The organism is Roseburia sp. AM23-20 (assembly GCF_003470905.1).
GTDB lineage: Bacteria > Bacillota > Clostridia > Lachnospirales > Lachnospiraceae > Roseburia > Roseburia rectibacter.
This window is the reverse complement of the sequence record NZ_QRHS01000006.1, coordinates 60,646-78,441: the sequence shown is the minus strand read 5'-3', so window position 1 is coordinate 78,441 and position 17,796 is coordinate 60,646. Positions and strand designations below refer to the sequence as shown.

General features: G+C 43.2%; 21 protein-coding genes. 20 read left to right on the top strand and 1 reads right to left on the bottom strand.

From position 1 onward, the window contains the following. The first annotated feature begins 12 nt into the window (after positions 1-12). The 6 genes from DW650_RS06965 to cas6 are packed head-to-tail and all read left to right on the top strand — an operon-like array spanning position 13 to position 7,941. Positions 13-1,545: a hypothetical protein gene (locus tag DW650_RS06965; RefSeq protein ID WP_118209452.1), complete on the top strand. Its 1,533-nt coding sequence runs from the start codon at positions 13-15 to the stop codon at positions 1,543-1,545. Beyond that, the gene (locus tag DW650_RS06960; RefSeq protein WP_158576216.1) at positions 1,517-3,628 is read left to right on the top strand and encodes an RAMP superfamily CRISPR-associated protein; all 2,112 of its coding nucleotides are present in this window, start codon (positions 1,517-1,519) and stop codon (positions 3,626-3,628) included. The genes DW650_RS06965 and DW650_RS06960 overlap by 29 nt, the downstream gene beginning before the upstream one ends. Beyond that, positions 3,625-4,932 (top strand): RAMP superfamily CRISPR-associated protein, encoded by a 1,308-nt coding sequence (locus DW650_RS06955; protein WP_117922355.1) that lies wholly within the window; start codon positions 3,625-3,627, stop codon positions 4,930-4,932. The genes DW650_RS06960 and DW650_RS06955 overlap by 4 nt, the downstream gene beginning before the upstream one ends. Then, on the top strand, positions 4,929-5,330 hold the full coding sequence (locus DW650_RS06950) for a hypothetical protein (RefSeq protein ID WP_117922356.1): 402 nt from the start codon (positions 4,929-4,931) through the stop codon (positions 5,328-5,330). Before DW650_RS06955 ends, DW650_RS06950 begins: the two co-directional genes overlap by 4 nt. 2 nt (positions 5,331-5,332) lie before the next feature. Beyond that, positions 5,333-7,216: a TIGR03986 family type III CRISPR-associated RAMP protein gene (locus tag DW650_RS06945; protein ID WP_118209450.1), complete on the top strand. Its 1,884-nt coding sequence runs from the start codon at positions 5,333-5,335 to the stop codon at positions 7,214-7,216. Positions 7,217-7,218: 2 nt separating this feature from the next. Beyond that, on the top strand, positions 7,219-7,941 hold the full coding sequence (gene cas6, locus DW650_RS06940; protein WP_118209449.1) for a CRISPR-associated endoribonuclease Cas6: 723 nt from the start codon (positions 7,219-7,221) through the stop codon (positions 7,939-7,941). A 12-nt stretch (positions 7,942-7,953) separates the two neighbouring features. Here cas6 and DW650_RS06935 read toward each other — a convergent pair whose 3' ends face one another. Next, on the bottom strand, positions 7,954-9,015 hold the full coding sequence (locus tag DW650_RS06935) for a WYL domain-containing protein (protein WP_118209448.1): 1,062 nt from the start codon (positions 9,013-9,015) through the stop codon (positions 7,954-7,956). Positions 9,016-9,473: 458 nt separating this feature from the next. Here DW650_RS06935 and DW650_RS19530 point away from each other — a divergent pair, with 458 nt between their 5' ends. The 14 genes from DW650_RS19530 to DW650_RS06880 all read left to right on the top strand — a co-directional run bounded on the left by DW650_RS19530 (position 9,474) and on the right by DW650_RS06880 (position 17,793). Beyond that, the gene (locus DW650_RS19530) at positions 9,474-9,626 is read left to right on the top strand and encodes a hypothetical protein (protein ID WP_158576215.1); all 153 of its coding nucleotides are present in this window, start codon (positions 9,474-9,476) and stop codon (positions 9,624-9,626) included. Between the two features lie 90 nt (positions 9,627-9,716). Beyond that, positions 9,717-10,199 (top strand): SpoVA/SpoVAEb family sporulation membrane protein, encoded by a 483-nt coding sequence (locus tag DW650_RS06930; RefSeq protein ID WP_199654214.1) that lies wholly within the window; start codon positions 9,717-9,719, stop codon positions 10,197-10,199. Between the two features lie 140 nt (positions 10,200-10,339). Further along, positions 10,340-10,540 carry a helix-turn-helix domain-containing protein gene (locus tag DW650_RS06925; RefSeq protein WP_008396733.1) on the top strand — a complete coding sequence of 67 codons (201 nt, stop codon included), beginning with the start codon at positions 10,340-10,342 and terminating at the stop codon, positions 10,538-10,540. An 18-nt stretch (positions 10,541-10,558) separates the two neighbouring features. Next, a complete protein-coding gene (locus DW650_RS06920; protein WP_118209446.1) occupies positions 10,559-10,984 on the top strand; it encodes a hypothetical protein in 426 nt (141 codons plus the stop codon). A gap of 417 nt (positions 10,985-11,401) precedes the next feature. Next, a complete protein-coding gene (locus tag DW650_RS19525; protein WP_008396729.1) occupies positions 11,402-11,554 on the top strand; it encodes a DUF6906 family protein in 153 nt (50 codons plus the stop codon). Between the two features lie 19 nt (positions 11,555-11,573). After that, complete coding sequence (locus tag DW650_RS06915; RefSeq protein WP_243102879.1) at positions 11,574-12,293, top strand: cell wall hydrolase; 720 nt, start codon at positions 11,574-11,576, stop codon at positions 12,291-12,293. A gap of 29 nt (positions 12,294-12,322) precedes the next feature. Further along, positions 12,323-12,517 (top strand): hypothetical protein, encoded by a 195-nt coding sequence (locus DW650_RS06910; protein WP_118209445.1) that lies wholly within the window; start codon positions 12,323-12,325, stop codon positions 12,515-12,517. A 68-nt stretch (positions 12,518-12,585) separates the two neighbouring features. After that, positions 12,586-12,957, top strand: coding sequence for a hypothetical protein (locus DW650_RS06905; protein WP_008396723.1), 372 nt, complete (start codon positions 12,586-12,588; stop codon positions 12,955-12,957). After that, complete coding sequence (locus tag DW650_RS06900) at positions 12,954-13,277, top strand: hypothetical protein (RefSeq protein ID WP_118209444.1); 324 nt, start codon at positions 12,954-12,956, stop codon at positions 13,275-13,277. The genes DW650_RS06905 and DW650_RS06900 overlap by 4 nt, the downstream gene beginning before the upstream one ends. Before the next feature lie 14 nt (positions 13,278-13,291). After that, complete coding sequence (locus DW650_RS06895; protein ID WP_243102878.1) at positions 13,292-14,239, top strand: DNA cytosine methyltransferase; 948 nt, start codon at positions 13,292-13,294, stop codon at positions 14,237-14,239. Beyond that, positions 14,226-15,176 (top strand): DNA cytosine methyltransferase, encoded by a 951-nt coding sequence (locus DW650_RS06890; RefSeq protein WP_118209442.1) that lies wholly within the window; start codon positions 14,226-14,228, stop codon positions 15,174-15,176. The genes DW650_RS06895 and DW650_RS06890 overlap by 14 nt, the downstream gene beginning before the upstream one ends. Next, positions 15,163-15,318: a hypothetical protein gene (locus DW650_RS19520; RefSeq protein WP_158576214.1), complete on the top strand. Its 156-nt coding sequence runs from the start codon at positions 15,163-15,165 to the stop codon at positions 15,316-15,318. The genes DW650_RS06890 and DW650_RS19520 overlap by 14 nt, the downstream gene beginning before the upstream one ends. Beyond that, on the top strand, positions 15,302-16,651 hold the full coding sequence (locus tag DW650_RS06885) for a DEAD/DEAH box helicase (protein WP_008396717.1): 1,350 nt from the start codon (positions 15,302-15,304) through the stop codon (positions 16,649-16,651). Before DW650_RS19520 ends, DW650_RS06885 begins: the two co-directional genes overlap by 17 nt. Further along, on the top strand, positions 16,651-17,793 hold the full coding sequence (locus DW650_RS06880; protein WP_117483658.1) for a hypothetical protein: 1,143 nt from the start codon (positions 16,651-16,653) through the stop codon (positions 17,791-17,793). The genes DW650_RS06885 and DW650_RS06880 overlap by 1 nt, the downstream gene beginning before the upstream one ends. Positions 17,794-17,796: the final 3 nt, after the last annotated feature.

The window sequence follows — 17,796 nt, the reverse complement described above, 5'->3', positions numbered from 1 at the left end:
AAAGGAGAATGTATGAGGGAAGAACTATTAGATAAAGAAGTATTGGCAATGTATGATGTTAGGGGAATACAGTCTTATATTTTTAAGACAAATAAGGCAAAAGAAATCATTGGGGCATCTGTACTGGTTGCAAACATTATTACGGATGGATTGGAAAAATACAAAAAAGAGTTAGATACTGCAGAACAATCCCACTATATGACAGACTGGCAGAACGATGATCCGACGGCATTTCTGAAAGATTTGTCCATAGAGATGCAGGTCATGTTTATCGGGGGAGGCAATGCATATGTCTTATTCCGGCATGGCGCGGTCTGCCAGAAGGTAAACCGTTTTCTTGCAAAGCATGTTCTGGATGAAACTTATTCTTTAAATCTTGCAGTTGCCGTCATCGAAAAGACGGAGTCTTATAACAAGGATTATAATCATATCAATGATGAAATGCGGCGTATCAAAGCATACATGCCGCTTGCACAGCCGGTTGGTGCAATGCCGTTTATGGCAGTCGATTCTATTACCGGATATCCCATAACTTACATGGAAAATAATAAATATTACTGTACGGAATCAAAATTAAAACGTCAGGCATTCCCGAAAGACGAGCGTGAAAAGGTGTTTGACGATATGGTGACCGGAAAAGGGGATAATTCGCTGCTTGCAGTATGCCATATTGATGGAAACAGTATGGGAAAACGTATAAAAAAAATCATGGGAGGGGAAGGTAAAAAACACAAAGTTATCGAATACTATGGAGAAGCAATTTTGACAATGCGGAGTCTGTCGAAAGAGATCGCAGATACATTCCGTCATACGTTCGATAAAATGACAGAATATATGGAGCGTTTGTCGCCGGAGGTTAAAAAAACGCAGCACAAGCTTTACCGGGAGATCATTGTTGCTGGAGATGACATTACATTTGTCTGCAATCCGAAGCTGGCAATACCGGCAGTCCGGTATTTTCTTGGGAATATCGGTAATGACAGCGAATACAGTGCGTGTGGAGGTATCGCTTTTTTCAACAGCCATTTTCCATTTTCAGATGCTTATCAGGCTGCGGAAGAATGCTGCGGCAGTGCAAAGAAAAGAGCGAAACAGAAAGAAAACCATGGCGTAGATGATGAAATTGGCAATTTTTTTGATTATCAGATGTGTTCAAACATAAGAGCTGCCAATCTATCTGCTTACAGAGACAGACAGTATTGTTCTGATGCCGGATCATTTATGGCACGTCCGTATTATGTACCGGCAAAGAATGACCGGTACGGACTGAATCAGAAGAACCAGCGATACAGTATCAGCCGTTTTGATGAATGGAAGGGGCAGATATTGTCCATGCCAAGAAGCAAGGCAAAGCAGCTGCGTGATGTGATCACGATGGGAAAGAATGCTATGGATGAATATGTTTCTTTTCTGGAATCAAGGGGGTACGGCAGTTACCGCGCCAATATAGATCAATATCCGGTCTGGTATGATGTGTTAGAGGTTATGGATCTTGTCATGGAAGGAGGGAATGAAAATGAAGATAACGATCAGGCTTTTAAGTGATCTGTCAACAACGGCGGGAGAGACTTATAATAGTCTTGTGGATACGGATGTTGTTTATGATAAATATGGTATTCCTTATATTCCGGCAAAGAGGATCAAAGGATGCATCAGAGAGGCTGCACTTGAAATGTGTGAGATGGGAATCATGGAAAAATCACAGTATACAAGGATTTTTGGGGAGGCAGGTTATCAGTCTTGTGAGTTCTGGCTCTCGAATGCATATATCAGGGATTATAAAAAGACGGTAGAGGATCTGGAAGCATTTGAAAGCGAGCTTACGGCACCTCAGAATGTGCTTGCACAGTATGCATATACAAGGACGCAGACAGCAGTTGACCAGAGAACCGGTGTAGCGGATGAAAATTCGCTGCGGACAATACGAGTGGTACGGAAAGGACTTGTTTTTGAAGCGGATTGCGGAATGGAAAACAGGGAAGATGAGGAAATTTTGAAAAGTGCAGTTTCTTTGGTAAAACATATTGGTATGGCAAGAACAAGGGGACTCGGGCTCGTTACCATGCGTTTGGAAGATGGAGATGAGCAGGAATGTAAACATGTGATGTTTCCTTCAAAGCAGTTTTATGACAGAAATAAAATCTCTTACACGATCCATTTAAACTCTACGCTGATATGTAAAACGGAAAACGGTAATCAGGCAGAAACAGAAGATTACATTGCGGGAAGCAAAGTATTGGGACTGATCGCAGGTGCGATGGGACAGACTGCATATCGCGAGATGATGTCAAAAGAAAATATGGTAGTTTCAAATGCTTACATTAAGTGCGGTCAGACCAGATGTATACCGGGGCGTGCATCCTGGCAGAAGGAAAAAGATCAGTCCTATGATGCAGACGGAAAGATGATGATATTTGATCTGTTGTATGAGCCGGATTGTGGCAGCCGTCAGATGACATCTTCCGGAATTGATTATATAGCAGATGATAAAAAGGTTATGACGGTTGATACAGAGATCAGCTACCATCATCAGAGACCGGAGGATAAATCAATCGGAAGGGCAACCGGAAATGAGGATGGATCAAGTTTTTATCAGCTGGCAGGCATCAGTGAGGGACAGTCGTTCGGAGGCTTTATTTATGCTGGAAGAGAGGTTGCAGAAAAGATCATTGAAGCTGTCGGAACTTTGAAACATGTCCGTATGGGATATGGAAAGTCCGGTGAGTTTGGAGACGTTGACTTTACATTAGACAGCTTGGAAGAAGTTTGCGATAAAAATCCGCAGGATACGGTAAAGGATGCCGTCATAACGGTATTGTCTGATCTGGTTTTATATAATAAGCAGGGAATCCTGACAGCAGAGCCAGAGGTCTTAAAACAGTATTTGGAAGATATACTTTCGGTATCAGATCTTGAGATCAGGAATCCTTTTTTTAAGTTTGATACGGTCGGTGGATTTAATGTTACCTGGAAGCGTCGCAAACCTGTCTTTTATGCGATCGGGAAAGGTAGTTCGTTTATCCTTCATTCTGAGTGTGGATTTGACATTCAGCTGTTAAAGAACTGTTTTATTGGTGAACGCACCACAGAAGGTTATGGTGAGATTATTGCAGAAAAGTTTTTGAGAGGAAAATCCGCTTCGGAAGGAAAGATATATATATCGAAGTATTCTGATGAAGCAGATCATCGGAAATTGGATGGTAAAACAGGAATTATTTATACACTGCTGCAGGATGATTTTGAAAAAAAAGCGGAAAAAAATATCCGTGAGAAAGCTGGGGAATTTACCAGTGATATCAAAAATGAATCCGGCATAAATTTGTCGGTATTGAATGCAGCTGTGGCAAAGATCAGGGTACTTTTCCGGACAGAAAAATCATACGAAGCCATGTCAGAACAGATCAGACAGATTGAAGATGAAAAGAAAAAGAACATTTGCATTAAGATTCTGGAAAAAGCAGATCCGAAGAGTATTGCAGCTGAAACAGAACGGGAAATCCAAAAGAACTATGGAATAGAGTTCCACAGTGACATGGATGATAATGAGAAGTACAGGTTTATGTATCGCAGTTACATCATAGATCTGAAATACTGTGTAAAGATATTGCAAAAGGAGCAGGATGCATGAGTAATAGGATTTTAAAAAGAAAAGTTCTAAGAATACAAGTACGGTTTACCGCTCCGCTTTGTGTTTCGTCAGGAGAAGAAAAGTGGACGGATTCAGATGTTTTAAAAGATGCAGATGGAAGACCGTTTGTCGCAGGAAGTTCTGTTGCAGGTGCTATGAGGGCATATCTGGAAAAGGAAAAAGACTCTCCGTGTATGATGGGGTATTTAAGTGCGGATGGAAATGGCAGGATGAGTTCTGTCTATATATCAGATATGGTTTTTGACGAAAAAACAGTCGCGTTTTCCGTTCGCGATGGTGTTTCGTTAAACGATAATAAGACTTCGAAAACGGAGAGTAAATATGATACAGAGATATTGGAGACCGGAGCGGAGGCATATTTTTTTATAGAACTTGTAATTCGCGAAGCGGATGACGAGCCTGAAATGGCAGGTGGGATAAAAGCTTTTATTTATGGAATCGATCAATCAGAGATCCGTCTTGGAAATAAAAAGACCAGAGGGTTTGGTACATTTGAAGTAACAGTTGTAAACAGCAGATGCTATGATAAAACAAACTATCTGGAATATGCACAGGCTTATGATGATAAGACATGGCTTGATGTCCAAAATGAGATTGAAGAATATAAAATGTCTGTTGATCCTCTATATGCAAAGACGATAAAAATTGAAATTCCTCTGCGTATGAAAGGAGGAATCAGTATCCGTCAGTATGCTGCCAGAAAGGGAGAACCGGATTATGTACATCTGACAGATCATGGTATGCCGGTCATACCGGGAACAAGTTTTGCAGGAGCGATACGGCACAGGGTAAAAGAAATTTTATGGGAGTTAGAAAAAAATGGTACAAAAATGCCGTTAAATATCGCAGGTATCATGGACTATGCGTTCGGTTTCGTGGATAAAAAAGAAGCATGCGCATCTAATATCATTATCAATGAAGCGGTTATTTGGCATGCCAGACCGCTTACGATGACAAGGACAGGAGTAAGCCGTTTTGAAGGAGCAGTCAAAAAAGGCGCATTATATACAGACAGAACTTATGTTGATGGAGACCTTACACTTAAGATGTCTGTCCGTATCAAAGAAAATCCGGCAGATGCCAGATGGATCATGGGTATTTTAATGCTTGCCGTCAAAGATCTGCAAAATGGTTTTCTGGCAGTTGGTGGTCTTACCTCTATCGGGCGTGGCATATTTTGCGTAAATGGTCCGGTTCTGATCAATGGTGAAGCAGGAAAAGAGGATGGATATATCGCAGATATTTTTAAAAATATGAGTCCAGATGGAGGTATGAGAGCATGAATTTAGCAAAAGCACCGGAGCATGGGATAATGTATGCTCTTTATACAGGGCGGGTTGTTTATGAACCATATGACCGCGACCGTCTTCCATCTGCAGAAGAGATGCAAAAGGGACTCTTAGAACTGCATTTGTTTGATGAGTACAAAGAATACCGGTTTATCAGATCAGCGCGCGGGGATATCGAATTGTGTGTGGATGATAAAATCATCAGTTATTGTGACCGGGATGAAAAAAATGTTCATTCGGATACATACACAGAGGGAAAAATAATCACGCTTACAAAGGGACAGGAATCACCGGATGAGAGTAAGGATTATGTGGAGATTGTAAATTATATATCTTATGATGAAAACGATCTTATGACTATAAATAATTATAGGCTGAAAGAGGTGAGATAAGTATGAGGGGATTTGTAAATCCATATAATTTTATTCGTTTTCCAAAGGAAAAAGCGAAAGCATATGAAGATACGGACATCCATACTGGCGTGATAGAATATACGGTTACAACCAAAACACCATTGTTTATTCCAAATTCAAGTTCGGATCACGCTTTTAAGGAATCCGAGGTAAAGGATCATAAATCTTATGACTTCTTTTCTTATACGGAGCTTGAGACAGATCGCACATATGATAACGAGTACCATGTTCCGGTAATACCGGGAAGTGAGATCCGCGGTGTTGTAAGGCAGGTATATGAGACATTGACGGATTCTTGTATGGGAATATTAAATGTAGATGCGTATCCGGTAAAAAGAACGATGGGACAGTTTAAGCCTGCTTTGATCCACCGTACGATCAATGGAAAACTTGAACTATTAAATGCAGATTCTTATCGTATCGAAATGGCTTGTGGAGAAAAAGAAGACGGGTCTGAAAGATACAGTAATGGAACGATAGTATATTTTAATAGGATAAGACCGGGTGGATTGATAAAATATTACAGCTTTTCAAAGGACGGAGATTTTAACGGCAGCGGCTGTCTGATCAAATGGGGAATGGGCTGCAGAAAGAAGCGGTATCATATTTTTGCCGGTAAAAACGCACAGAGTCCGGAAGAAAGATCGTTATCGAAGGATGTGATCGAAAGAAAACTGCTTCCAGTGATAGAGTCATATCTGTCGCAGCCAAATGTATCTTCTTTGAATGAGAAGGCATATCAGGAATACAAGCAGGATCTGCAGCTTTTTTTGAAGGAAAAAGGAGAAGGGTATTTTCCTGTCTGCTATTCAAAACTGGGGAATGAAATTCTGTATTTAGCTCCTGCAGTATTTTCCAAGGAAATATCAGATCATAACATTGAGACACTTGCAGGTTCGTTTTCACCATGTAAGGAAGAGGTATGTCCTGCATGTGATCTTTTCGGATATGTGAGAAAAAATAATGAAAATTGCAAGGGTTCTAAAGTGAGATTTTCAGATATGTATGTCAGAGAAAAATTGGATGTGAAAGAATACTATCTCAATTCCCGGATCACTTTGCAGAATTTAGGAGAGCCTAAGCTTGGAAATGTAGATTTTTATCTGAAAAGACCAGCAGGGGCACAATTCTGGACATACGATTATTACTATGCAGATCAGAAGCTTAGCGTTTATCCGGGTGAACTGCGGGGACGTAAGTTTTACTGGCATCACCAGAAGGTCAATCTGCCAAAAAATATAGTGCCTGTAAATCTGAATAAAACGGTGCGGATGGTAAAAGAGGGAATTGAATTTTCAGGAAAACTATATTTTGAATCAATCTCGCAGAAGCAGTTAGATCAGCTGATCTGGATCTTAAACAGTGGTACGGAGGAACTTGGACTGAAACTTGGTGGAGCAAAGCCGCTTGGAATGGGAAGCATTATGTGTTCCGTTGACAGAGTGACAGAGCGCAGGATAACAGTGGATGACGGAAAAATAAAATATATACTGGATGAAGCAGACCAGTTTGATGATATTACATATGAAAGTGTTGGCTTCAGCAATACGGTAAAAAAAGAGTTTTATAAGATCGCAGGATTAAAAACTGTTCCTGCTGATGTGGAGATCACTTATCCGAAAGAAAATGAACAAAAAGGTAAGCTGTTAGATGAAGGGTATAAATGGTTTACGAATAACCTTACATTTGTAAAAGGTGGAATGGTAAGAAATCGTGAGAGTATGAAAATAAGTGAAGCATTACCACAGATTCTCGACCAGGACTTTTCGCTGCCGTATAATGACAAACCAGTGAAAAAGAATAGTTATAAAAATAATGGAAGAAACGGAAAGTATGGTACACGGCCAGCAGGCAGAATAGGATAATTATGCAGTTATTAGTACATATCCGGCTTGACAGACCACTTGTATTGCCGATCAATTATAATCATATTTTACAGTCGGTTATTTACCGGGCAATCTCTATTGTGCCGGATTTTGGTGATTTTGTTCATGATTGCGGGTACAACAGAGGTGGTCGTCAGTATAAGATGTTTCAGTTTGGACAGTTAAATGGCTCCTATCAGATCAAAGCCCGGAAAATCATTTTTGATTCACAGGTATCTTTTGAGGTAAGAAGCCCGGAGCCACTATTGATAAGGCTCATGGCAGACAGTTTTCATTATTATGGGATCACATTTGGAAAAACACTGTATCGTGATGTGGAACTGGAACTATTTGATTATACAGTGGAAGAGTCAGAACTTGTGATCCGGATGAAGTCTCCGGTAACAGTTTATGCAACGGATCCTGTTACTGGAAAAACATATTATTATGATCCGGATGAAGCTGAATTTTATGGCAGGCTCAATGACAATTTTTATCGTAAATATCAGGCATATTATGGAATTGCGCCGTATAAACCACTGGACATTTCAAAAAATGAAGGAGTAAAAACCAGAAAGATCGTCACAAGATATCAGAACAGCTATGTGACAGCATGGTTTGTACAGCTGAATTTAGCAGGTGAACGCAGATATCTGGATTTTTTGTATCAGACGGGGCTGGGAGCAAAAAACTCCCAGGGGTTTGGAATGTTTGAGATTGTGTAAGTAAGAAAGCAGTTATTTTGCTTGATAGAGCTTTGAAACCGCTGCATAGGAATCTGCGAACTTTTGTCTTAGGGATGGAGGAGAAAGAATTTCGGCATCGGCTCCAAAGGAAAAGAAGTAATTATATGCCTGGAGTTCAGAACAGTCGAATACATACTCGTATTCCGTGGATTTTTCTTCATTTTTTACAGGCCGTGAGTGAAGTTTTTTTAAGAAAGTCTGCGTTCCTTTTTCGGTTAGTTTTACATGTATTTCTTCCCCTTCACCAAGCAGATAGGCAGGTGAATATTTAGCCAGTTTATCTTCAATGTCCTTTATCTCTTTTTGGTTCAGATGAAAAGTGCGGCTTCTGGAAAGCCGTGAGATATTAATTCTCGACATGGAAAATGAAGCAATGACTTTATTCTTTTCGCTGTATTCTTTTTTTCTTGAATAGCAGACCAGATAGTCTTGTGTGGACATTGGATCTGCAACGATTTTATAAGGATAGACACAAAAAGTCTGTTTTGTGTCATTAATGGAAACAATAACATCTAAGATGTAATTGTTTTCACATGCAATATTTATCTGGTCATAAATATCTTTTCTAAAAATCTGTTCTCTTTTTATAAATGGAAGAGATGCGTACTCTTCAATCAGGCATTTTATATACAGCCCTGAACGATCACCATATGGAACTGATTCCATACATTCATCTCCGAATAAAAAATCTGCATTTTCATCATTAATATAATACAGTTTCGAGTGAGCCTTATTTTTTTTGAATTTTTCGATGTGGCATTTAAGCTCAGTTTCCTTTTGGGCAACAAGTATATCGATGACTTTATTGAGTTCAATTTCAGGAAAGCCAGATTTGGAATCTTTCAGACATCCGGTAAGTTTTGAGCGGTATTTTTCCAAATAGGTAAATATGGATGAAGCTGCTTCATCATGGAAATTTGTTATAACGGTATTGATGAAAGCTGTCATGGATGTAACACCAAACACAGTCATATCGTCTTCTATCGTAAATATAGCTTTATCGCTAAAAGAAATTCTTATTTTTTGCGCATCATTTATAGCAGTAAATCCCATATAGTACCATCTCCCTTTTTATATAAAAACTCTTGTTGTTCCTATCATCGTAACATTTTTTTGAAAAAAATACAATTATACAAGCTAATTTCGTAACAGTTTGATGAAGAAATGATTCCGTTGTTTATTGCCATATGAAGAGTTATAATAAACTCAGTCAAGGGGAAAAAGAACAGATTCGCAGGGAGGTGATAGTATGGAAGAGCTTTTTAAGGTTATCGGTTACGCTGTAGTCGATATTCTGGTTGAAGCTGTTGCCAGTGCTGATGAGTAGCAGCTGCCAGGAATGTTTTGACTGTGAGGAGGTGATAAGTGATGGAGGATTTTGATTTCCGAGTGTTAGGTCATGTGCTTGTCGACATTTTTGCCGATATTTTTGAGGGATAAGGCATAGCCTTATTTCTCTCAATGCTGGATGAAACTGATGGTTTGTTTTTCGATTACAGGAGGTAATGGAGATGGAAGGGATGAGAAATGATATGGTTAATTTTGGTATCAGTGAGCTTGTACCTGTGAAGGTTACAAATGTTCAGCGGGAGATCATCAAGACCAAGAGCAGATGGTTCCTGCTGGCGGAGGATGCATTACCTTTAGCGGAAAGAAGTGCGTGATCCGCATAAAAAACAGACTACCGTGTCATACTAATCCGGTAAAATTCAGATTATTTTACGGGAGGGAAAAACATGGAGAAGCAGAAAAACATGGAGAAGCAGAAAAACTTATCTGAAGTATCAGCCGGTGCAGATAAAAAGGTAAGGGATCAGGCATACAATGAGTATGTGGAATCAGTAACACCCAAACATAATCTTGCTGCGAATATGGCAAAAGCATTTGTGATGGGAGGGATTATCTGCTGCATCGGACAACTGATCTTAAATACCTGTAAAAATTTAGGACTTGATAAAGAAATGTCAGGGAGCTGGTGCAGCATCCTGTTGATCTTATTATCTGTGATCTTAACCGGACTGAATCTGTATCCGTCACTTGCGAACTGGGGAGGAGCAGGAGCACTTGTGCCGATCACAGGGTTTGCAAATGGTGTTGCAGCACCGGCGATTGAATTTCAGAAAGAGGGACAGGTTTTTGGAATTGGCTGTAAGATATTTACAATCGCAGGACCTGTTATTTTGTATGGTATTTTTTCAAGCTGGGTTCTGGGACTTATTTACTGGCTGCTCTCGTGAAGTAATAAGATAAATGCGAAATGAGTGATATAACTCACTTCGCATTTTTAATTTTTATAAGAAATTGATAAATGCGTTAGAGTGAATAATCACTCTGGCGCATTTATTTTTTTGCCTAAAAACAGAGGAGGTGGAGAGCAATGGCAACCAATAAGCGACCGAGAAAAGCGTATAAGCGCATCGGATTCGAGGACAGAAAGAAAATCGAAGCACTGAACGCACAGGGCAAAACAGTAGATGAGATGGCGATGGCAATCGGTGTCCACTCGGCTACCATGTACCGTGAACTCGCCAGAGGTGGAGAACCGTACAAGGCAGAGGTCGCACAGCATTCCATCTAACAGAGAGGAGCAAGTGGAATGGAAGAACTGGATATCAAGACTGCCATACAGATAGCAAAAATACTGGCAGCGGCCCCGGATGAAAGAATCCCCATGATACTGGATGTGTTCAGCAAGGCACAGGTTGATATCAACGGACTTGATGAACTGGCAGAATGGAGAGCACTGGACAAGCAGGCCGCACTGATTGACACAGATGCCTTTGTAACAGAACTGACCAAGGGTAAGGAACTAGAGGACGGAGAATACCGCATCAGAGTTCCGGAGTTTAATCACTTCTGTAGCACAAAGGGAGTGAGTGCCAGATACGCAAGGAAGCACCTGTACGAAAGCGGAATGCTCCGAAGCAGCACTGACAATGGCAAAATCAACTACACCTGCCCGGTGCAGGCAATAGATACCAAAAAAACAGAACGATGCGTATGCATCACACCTAAAAACTGAATACCGAAAAAACACACTGGCAAGCATCGACCAGGATAAAAACCGATAGGTAGGAGCGAGCCGCCGCAGTAAATCGCTCCGGCAGCAGGACATGAGCCTGCATGAATAGCTGTCGTAATTGGGGTAGGGAACGCAGACCCAAGTAAAACAACAACGGTTCGGAGGCAGATGAGAAACACGCAGAGAGAGAATACCGAGAGCATGGATGCGTGGGTGCGATTTAACACTCGGTAGCGGGGAATGAAAAAGACCGCACTGCAGGCGACTAGTACAGCTACCCCAAAGAATACTCAGGGAGCATGAACGGAACAGTTACTCTTCAAAGCCTTGGAGAACCTGTTCCATGCCAGACCCAAGAAGCCTAGAGAGCATAATGAGGTACTGGTAAAAGTCAAGTAAGTATAAAGGAGAGAGCATATGAAACAGCCAAAAAAACTGACAAGAAATCAGAAAGAGATACTGGTCAAAAAGGGAATGAATCCAGATGACTATATGCTCCATTCAGAGGATGAGAAAGAGATGATCCTCTACAACAGGAAGGAAAAGAGACTGGAAGCAGTCGAGAAGTAAGCAGGAGGTGCATGACGATTTGAAACTCAGTAGGAGACAGAAGCGAATTCTGAAAAGAAAGCTGAAGCGCATAGTAGGGGATGCAGTAGCGGTAATAGTGGGAGCGGGAATGTTTGTCGGATTGTTTATCGCATGGGCAAACGAACCGATGTCGGACTGGAGCGAGTACATAGAGGAAAACCACATAGGCATGGTGCAGGTGGAAGGCTCGGACACATGGCTGACGCAGGAAGAATATGAACAGATGTGTAAAGAGCGTGACGCATACAAGGCAGCAGAGCAGGCAGAGGAACAATCCTACTACAACGCAATCCTTCAGAGTACTGAGACACCAGTACCGACAACGACCGCAGCAATCGGCAGTCTGGACTGGGATGCAGATGACTCCTACAGATTAGCGAAAATCGCCATGGCGGAAGCAGAGGGCGAGGACACCGAGGGCAAGGCACTGGTCATACTGGTAGTGCTGAACCGAGTATGGAGCGATGACTTCCCAGATACCATCGAGGGAGTGATCACGGAGGATACCCAGTTCGCAGCATATGAAAATGGAAGATACGACAGGGTAGAACCAGACGCAGACTGCTACCGGGCACTGGAAATGGTGCAGGTAGAGCACTGGGATGAGAGCCGGGGAGCGACATACTTCGAGAGAACCACGGATGAAACCACATGGCACAACACCACACTGAAAAAATTATTCACACACGGTAACCACACATTCTACACGGAAGAATAGATGAACAGTTGCAGGAAGGGGAAGCAAGCATGGACAATATAACAATGTCGCTCGGAATTTACTTCGAGGTAAAGGACGCAGAGATATATGGTGGAGAAGGCACAGTCGGATACGCAGCAACGATTGTAGATATTTCACTCAGCGGATTACAGAAGGCTGATTTCACGAAATACGCAGAGAGCCAGAAGGAAGGCATGGCGCAGTTCTGCCACGTCCCGGTTTAAAAGGTAAGAGTAATATCCAGAGACGAATACGAAGAAAACACGGACTAACAGGAAGGAAGTAACCAACAATGAAAATGGCAATGAAGGACGGACAGATACTCATAAGAGAAGCAGACAATGTCCAGTTCACAATCATAAAGAGTTGGGGAAAGATGAAGTGGAGCAGGCAGACGCAGACACTAAGCGGACCGGCTGACATCGAACTGCTGAACAGACTGGCAGGACTGGTAAACTTGCCACCGTCCATCGAAGCAGAGCGGAAGAAGCTGAACGAAGTAATGGCAGCAGTCGATCGAGAACGCATGAACCCGAAGCCAGAGCCACTCATCCCACCGCCAGTCAAAGTGTCGCCATTCACGCACCAGGTGCGAGGATACAACATGGCACTCATGACATTCGGACTGGTAGACCCACCGAAACCAAAGGAGGCGGAGAAGTGATACATATCAAGGAAACGGAGATCATCCCACTTCTTAAGAACGCAAAGGCGGAATACTCACAGAAGATAACTGAGGGAGATCCGAAAGATGCGGAGATGGCAGAAAGAATAGAGGAAGCACTCACACAGGCGATGGACATCGTGTACGACTACCAGAGCATGGCAGATGAGCATAAGCGGATGGTCGAAAAATACGAGACAGAAGCACCAGTAATCAAGAGAGGTATGGACTTTTACTGCTGCCCTGCCTGCGAAAAGAGAACCTCCCGAAATCATACGCACTGCCACTGGTGCGGAAAGAAACTGGGGTGGAGCAGATGAAGCAGGAAATAACAATGGGGTCTTTGTTCTCCGGGAGCGGTGGCTTTGAACTGGCAGGATCGATATTCGGAATCAGACCAATATGGGCAAGCGAGATAGAGCCATTCCCGATACTGGTAACCACAAAGAACTTCCCAGAAATGAAACACCTCGGAGACATCAATAAATTAAACGGCGCAGACTTAGAGCCAGTGACCATCATCGCAGGCGGCTCTCCATGCCAAGACATGAGCATAGCCGGAAAGCGTGAGGGTCTGGACGGTTCACGAAGCAATCTGTTCCGTGAGCAGATACGGATCATAAAGGAGATGAGAGAAAGTGACAGAGCAGCAGGCAGAACAGGAAAGCAGATCAGACCGAGATACATGGTCTGGGAGAACGTGCCCGGAGCATTCAGTAGCAACAAGGGCAAAGACTTTCAGGCAGTCCTCCAAGAAATCGTCAGCATCACAGACGAAGAATCCAATGTACCTCTCCCTCCGAAGGGAAAATGGCAGACAGCCGGATGCATCATGGGCGACCATTTCTCCATCGCTTGGCGAGTGCTTGATGCCCAATACTGGGGAGTGCCCCAAAGAAGAAAGCGTATCTACCTTGTCGCAGATTTTGGAGGAAACACCGCACCAAAAATATTATTTGAGCGAGAAGGCTTGTCTGGGAATTTTGCGGAGAGCCGAGAAGCGTGGCAAAGAACTACCGGAGATATTAAGACTGGCACTCATAAGACAGGCACAGATGATGTCGAGTGCTATGACATCAGCGACAGACGCAGGGTAGCTGATAAGAGCGAGGTATCGCCCACGCTCACAACAAAGATGGGGACCGGCGGTAACAATGTACCCATTGTATTGGAAAACCACCCACAGGACAGCAGAGTGACGATAGCAGAGGACGGCAATGTACCAACGCTGACCAGTCGAATGGGAACAGGGGGGGGGCAATGTGCCAATGATAATGAATGAAGTTAGAGCAGTGGATCAGAGAAACCTCTCACTGGGAAACGATAAATCGGAGACGCTCCATGGAAGCGGTCACGGGAGTTCGGTTGGAACAATCATCGAGCCAATGGCACTTCATATCACACAAGACCCGACTGTATTCGAAGGAAAAACTCCATGCCTTACACAGGGCAATCCAAAGACCGGACAAGCGACAGTTGGAGTCGCTATTCCGATAGCAGATAAGGCGACCCGATACAAGGGTGGTGGGAGCACCAGAAACAATGACGGCTCTGCAAATGGACTTGGCATTGGAGAACCGGGAGCACCCGCAAACACGCTCACGGCCGCAGACAGGCACGCAGTGGCATACGCAATAGACCGTGCAGCATTCAACCAGGGAATGAATGCACAGTACGATATCAGCGTGCAGGAAGAAACAGCACAAACTCTGGTCGCAAGAGGACCGGGGGGGGTATGCCACAAGATGCAGATGGAGAGGAGCGTAGCAACGATGACGGAGAATATGGGTAGCGTAGGAACATACCAGAAAGTGAGTGGACCGCTCATGGCAAACTCGCATCCCGGAAGTTATACAGGACAGGACGCATTCAGCGATATGCTCGTGGCAACAGAATACATCGTCCGCAGGCTCACACCATTGGAATGCTGCAGACTGCAAGGCTTCCCAGATAACTGGGCAGAGGAGTTGGGAATACCAGAACCAACACAGGAAGATATCAATCACTGGCGAAAGGTGTTCCGAACGCAGATGGAAGCCATGGAAGAGAGCAAAAAGGAAAAGACAGACAACCAGATCCGCAAATGGCTGAAAGACCCGGAGAGCGACTCAGCCAAATATAAGATGTGGGGCAACGGCATAGCACTTCCGTGTGCAATGTTTGTGATGGAAGGCATCGCCATGATACTAAGCGAGGAGGATGCAGATGAGCAGCAATAATAGAGATTACATATCCTGTCGAAACCCCGCAACAACCAAGCAGCAGGAGGCAGGTTGGAACAGGATGGTGCGAGATTTAGAGCACCGCAAAGCAAAAGAAAATCACAGGAAGGAGGTAAAAAACAATGGCAGAAACGCATAAAGGCTTCGGTCTGCTTTTTGAAATGGGATGTGGAAAGACGCTAACAGCAATCATGATAGCAGGCACAGCTTACCAGATGGGTAAGGTGGAAAAGGTACTGGTGGTAGCACCAACCTCCGTCTGCTCCGTATGGCCCAAGGACTTCGCAGAATTTGCAGACTTCAAGGCAAACATCAAGGTACTGCTCGGAGACAAGAACCGCAGGCTGAAGCTGTTAAACGATCTCGACAACTTCCCATTCAAGGCATTAAAGGTAGCCGTTATCAATTACGAATCCACATGGAGAGAAGGCATCTTTGACGCACTGTATGAATGGAACGCAGACATGATCATCTGCGATGAGAGCCAGAGAATCAAGAGCCACGATGCAGAGCAGTCCAAGGCAATGCACAAACTGGGCGACCAGGCAAAGTACAAACTTATCCTGTCCGGAACTCCGGTACAGAATAATGCAATCGACCTGTATAGCCAGTACCGCTTCCTTGACCCGACAATCTTCGGAACGAACTTCTATCAGTTCCGAAACAGATATGCCATCATGGGCGGATTTAACAGACACCAGATCGTGGGATACAAAGACCTCGACCAGTTAATCCAGAAAGAGCACTCCATCGCATACCGAGTGACCAAGGACGAAGCACTCGACCTGCCGGAGCAGACATTCCTGCAGAGATACATAACGATGTCGGCAAAGGAAAAGAACATCTACGACCGCATCAAGCGTGAGAGTTTCGCAGAACTGGAAAGCGGCGGGCAGATCAGCGCAACGACCGTGCTGACAAAGCTGCTTCGCCTTCAGCAGTTCACTGGCGGATTTTTAGTGGCAGACGGAGAGGAAAAGCCGGAACTGGTCAGCAAGGGCAAGCTGAACGCACTGGAAGAAATCGTGGACGATTATGTGGTGGACGCAGGAAAGAAACTGGTAATCTTCGCACGTTTCAGACCGGAGATAGACATCATCGGGCAGATGCTGAAAAAGAAGAAACTCCGCTACGGAGAAATCTATGGAGATGTGAAACTGGAGGACAGGGGCGACATCGTCAAGGACTTCCAGACGAACCCGGAAACGATGGTATTCCTCGCACAGATCGATACTGCAGGACTGGGAATCACACTCACGGCCGCAGACACCTGTGTGTATTATTCGGTCAACTTCAACTATGCAGCATATAGTCAGAGCCTTGCCAGAATCCACCGTATCGGGCAGAAGAATGCCTGCACTTATATCCACCTCATCACAGAGGGAACGATAGACGAAGTGGTGCTGAAAGCACTGGCAAAGAAAGAGGATCTGGCAAAAACAGTCGTGGATACATGGAGGGATTATTTTTAATGAAGAAAGATATAGATGCAAAATGCTATGAATTAACACTGACACCAAATTATGTGTCAGATTGGACTTTTAATGATGCGCTTAGAGAATTAATCCAGAATGGCACAGACCAAGAAGTACTGGATAAGGAGAATAAGTTCCAGATCATTTACAACGGAAAAGAAAAAACACTCAGACTTGTAAATCAAAAATCTGTCCTTAAGATAAATACCCTGCTTTTAGGACGAAGCAGCAAAGCAAACAATGAGGACACAGTTGGACAGTTTGGAGAAGGGTATAAAATTGCTGCTCTTGTTTTGAACAGACTTGGGAAAACCTTCACGATTTACAACAATGAAAAGGGGGAAATCTGGGAGTCCAGATTTAAAAACTCTGAAAAATGGTTGGAAAAGATCCTCGCATTTTATGTGTACAAGCATGATACAGATAACTCTGGTTTATGTATCGAAGTTGGAAATGTTACACACGAGGAATTCAATAATTTATACAAGGTGTGGCTTCATTTGGAGAACTGCGATTATAGCAAAGCCGACACAGGGTACGGCGAAATTATCTTGGATGAAGAATATGCCGGAGAAGTATATGTCAATGGATTGTTCGTGGATTGCAACAGTGATTTGAAATACGGGTACAACTTTAAGCCTAAATACATACGACTGGAGCGTGACCGAAAGACTTGCGATAGTTGGAATGTTGAAGAAATTACATCTCTTATGATTGCTGAAGCAATGGTAAAGGGAGACATTCCAATAGAGCAGGTTAGGAAAATGATTGAGGAACGTGCGGATGATGTATATCATTTTGAGTTCAATACTTACAAAAACGATGTGAAAAAAGTACAGGAAATGCTAATAGAATCGTTTGATAGTCAAAATCCACAGCCATACTCCATCCCAGTAGACTCACAGGAAGATGTGAAAAAAGTCAAAGCATATGGTGGAAATCCGGTAGTAGTTCCATCCGGAGTAGCGAAGTTGCTTAAAGAGGAAAAGGAAAAGCGTATTAAAACACTTATGGAAATACCATGCGCCAGTGTTATGACCTTAAAGGATAAATTCAATAGATGGTATGACATTTACGCTGAAAAACTTCCGCCAGAAGCGCAGGTGGAAATCAGAAACCTCATCGAAGAATTGGAGTGATTG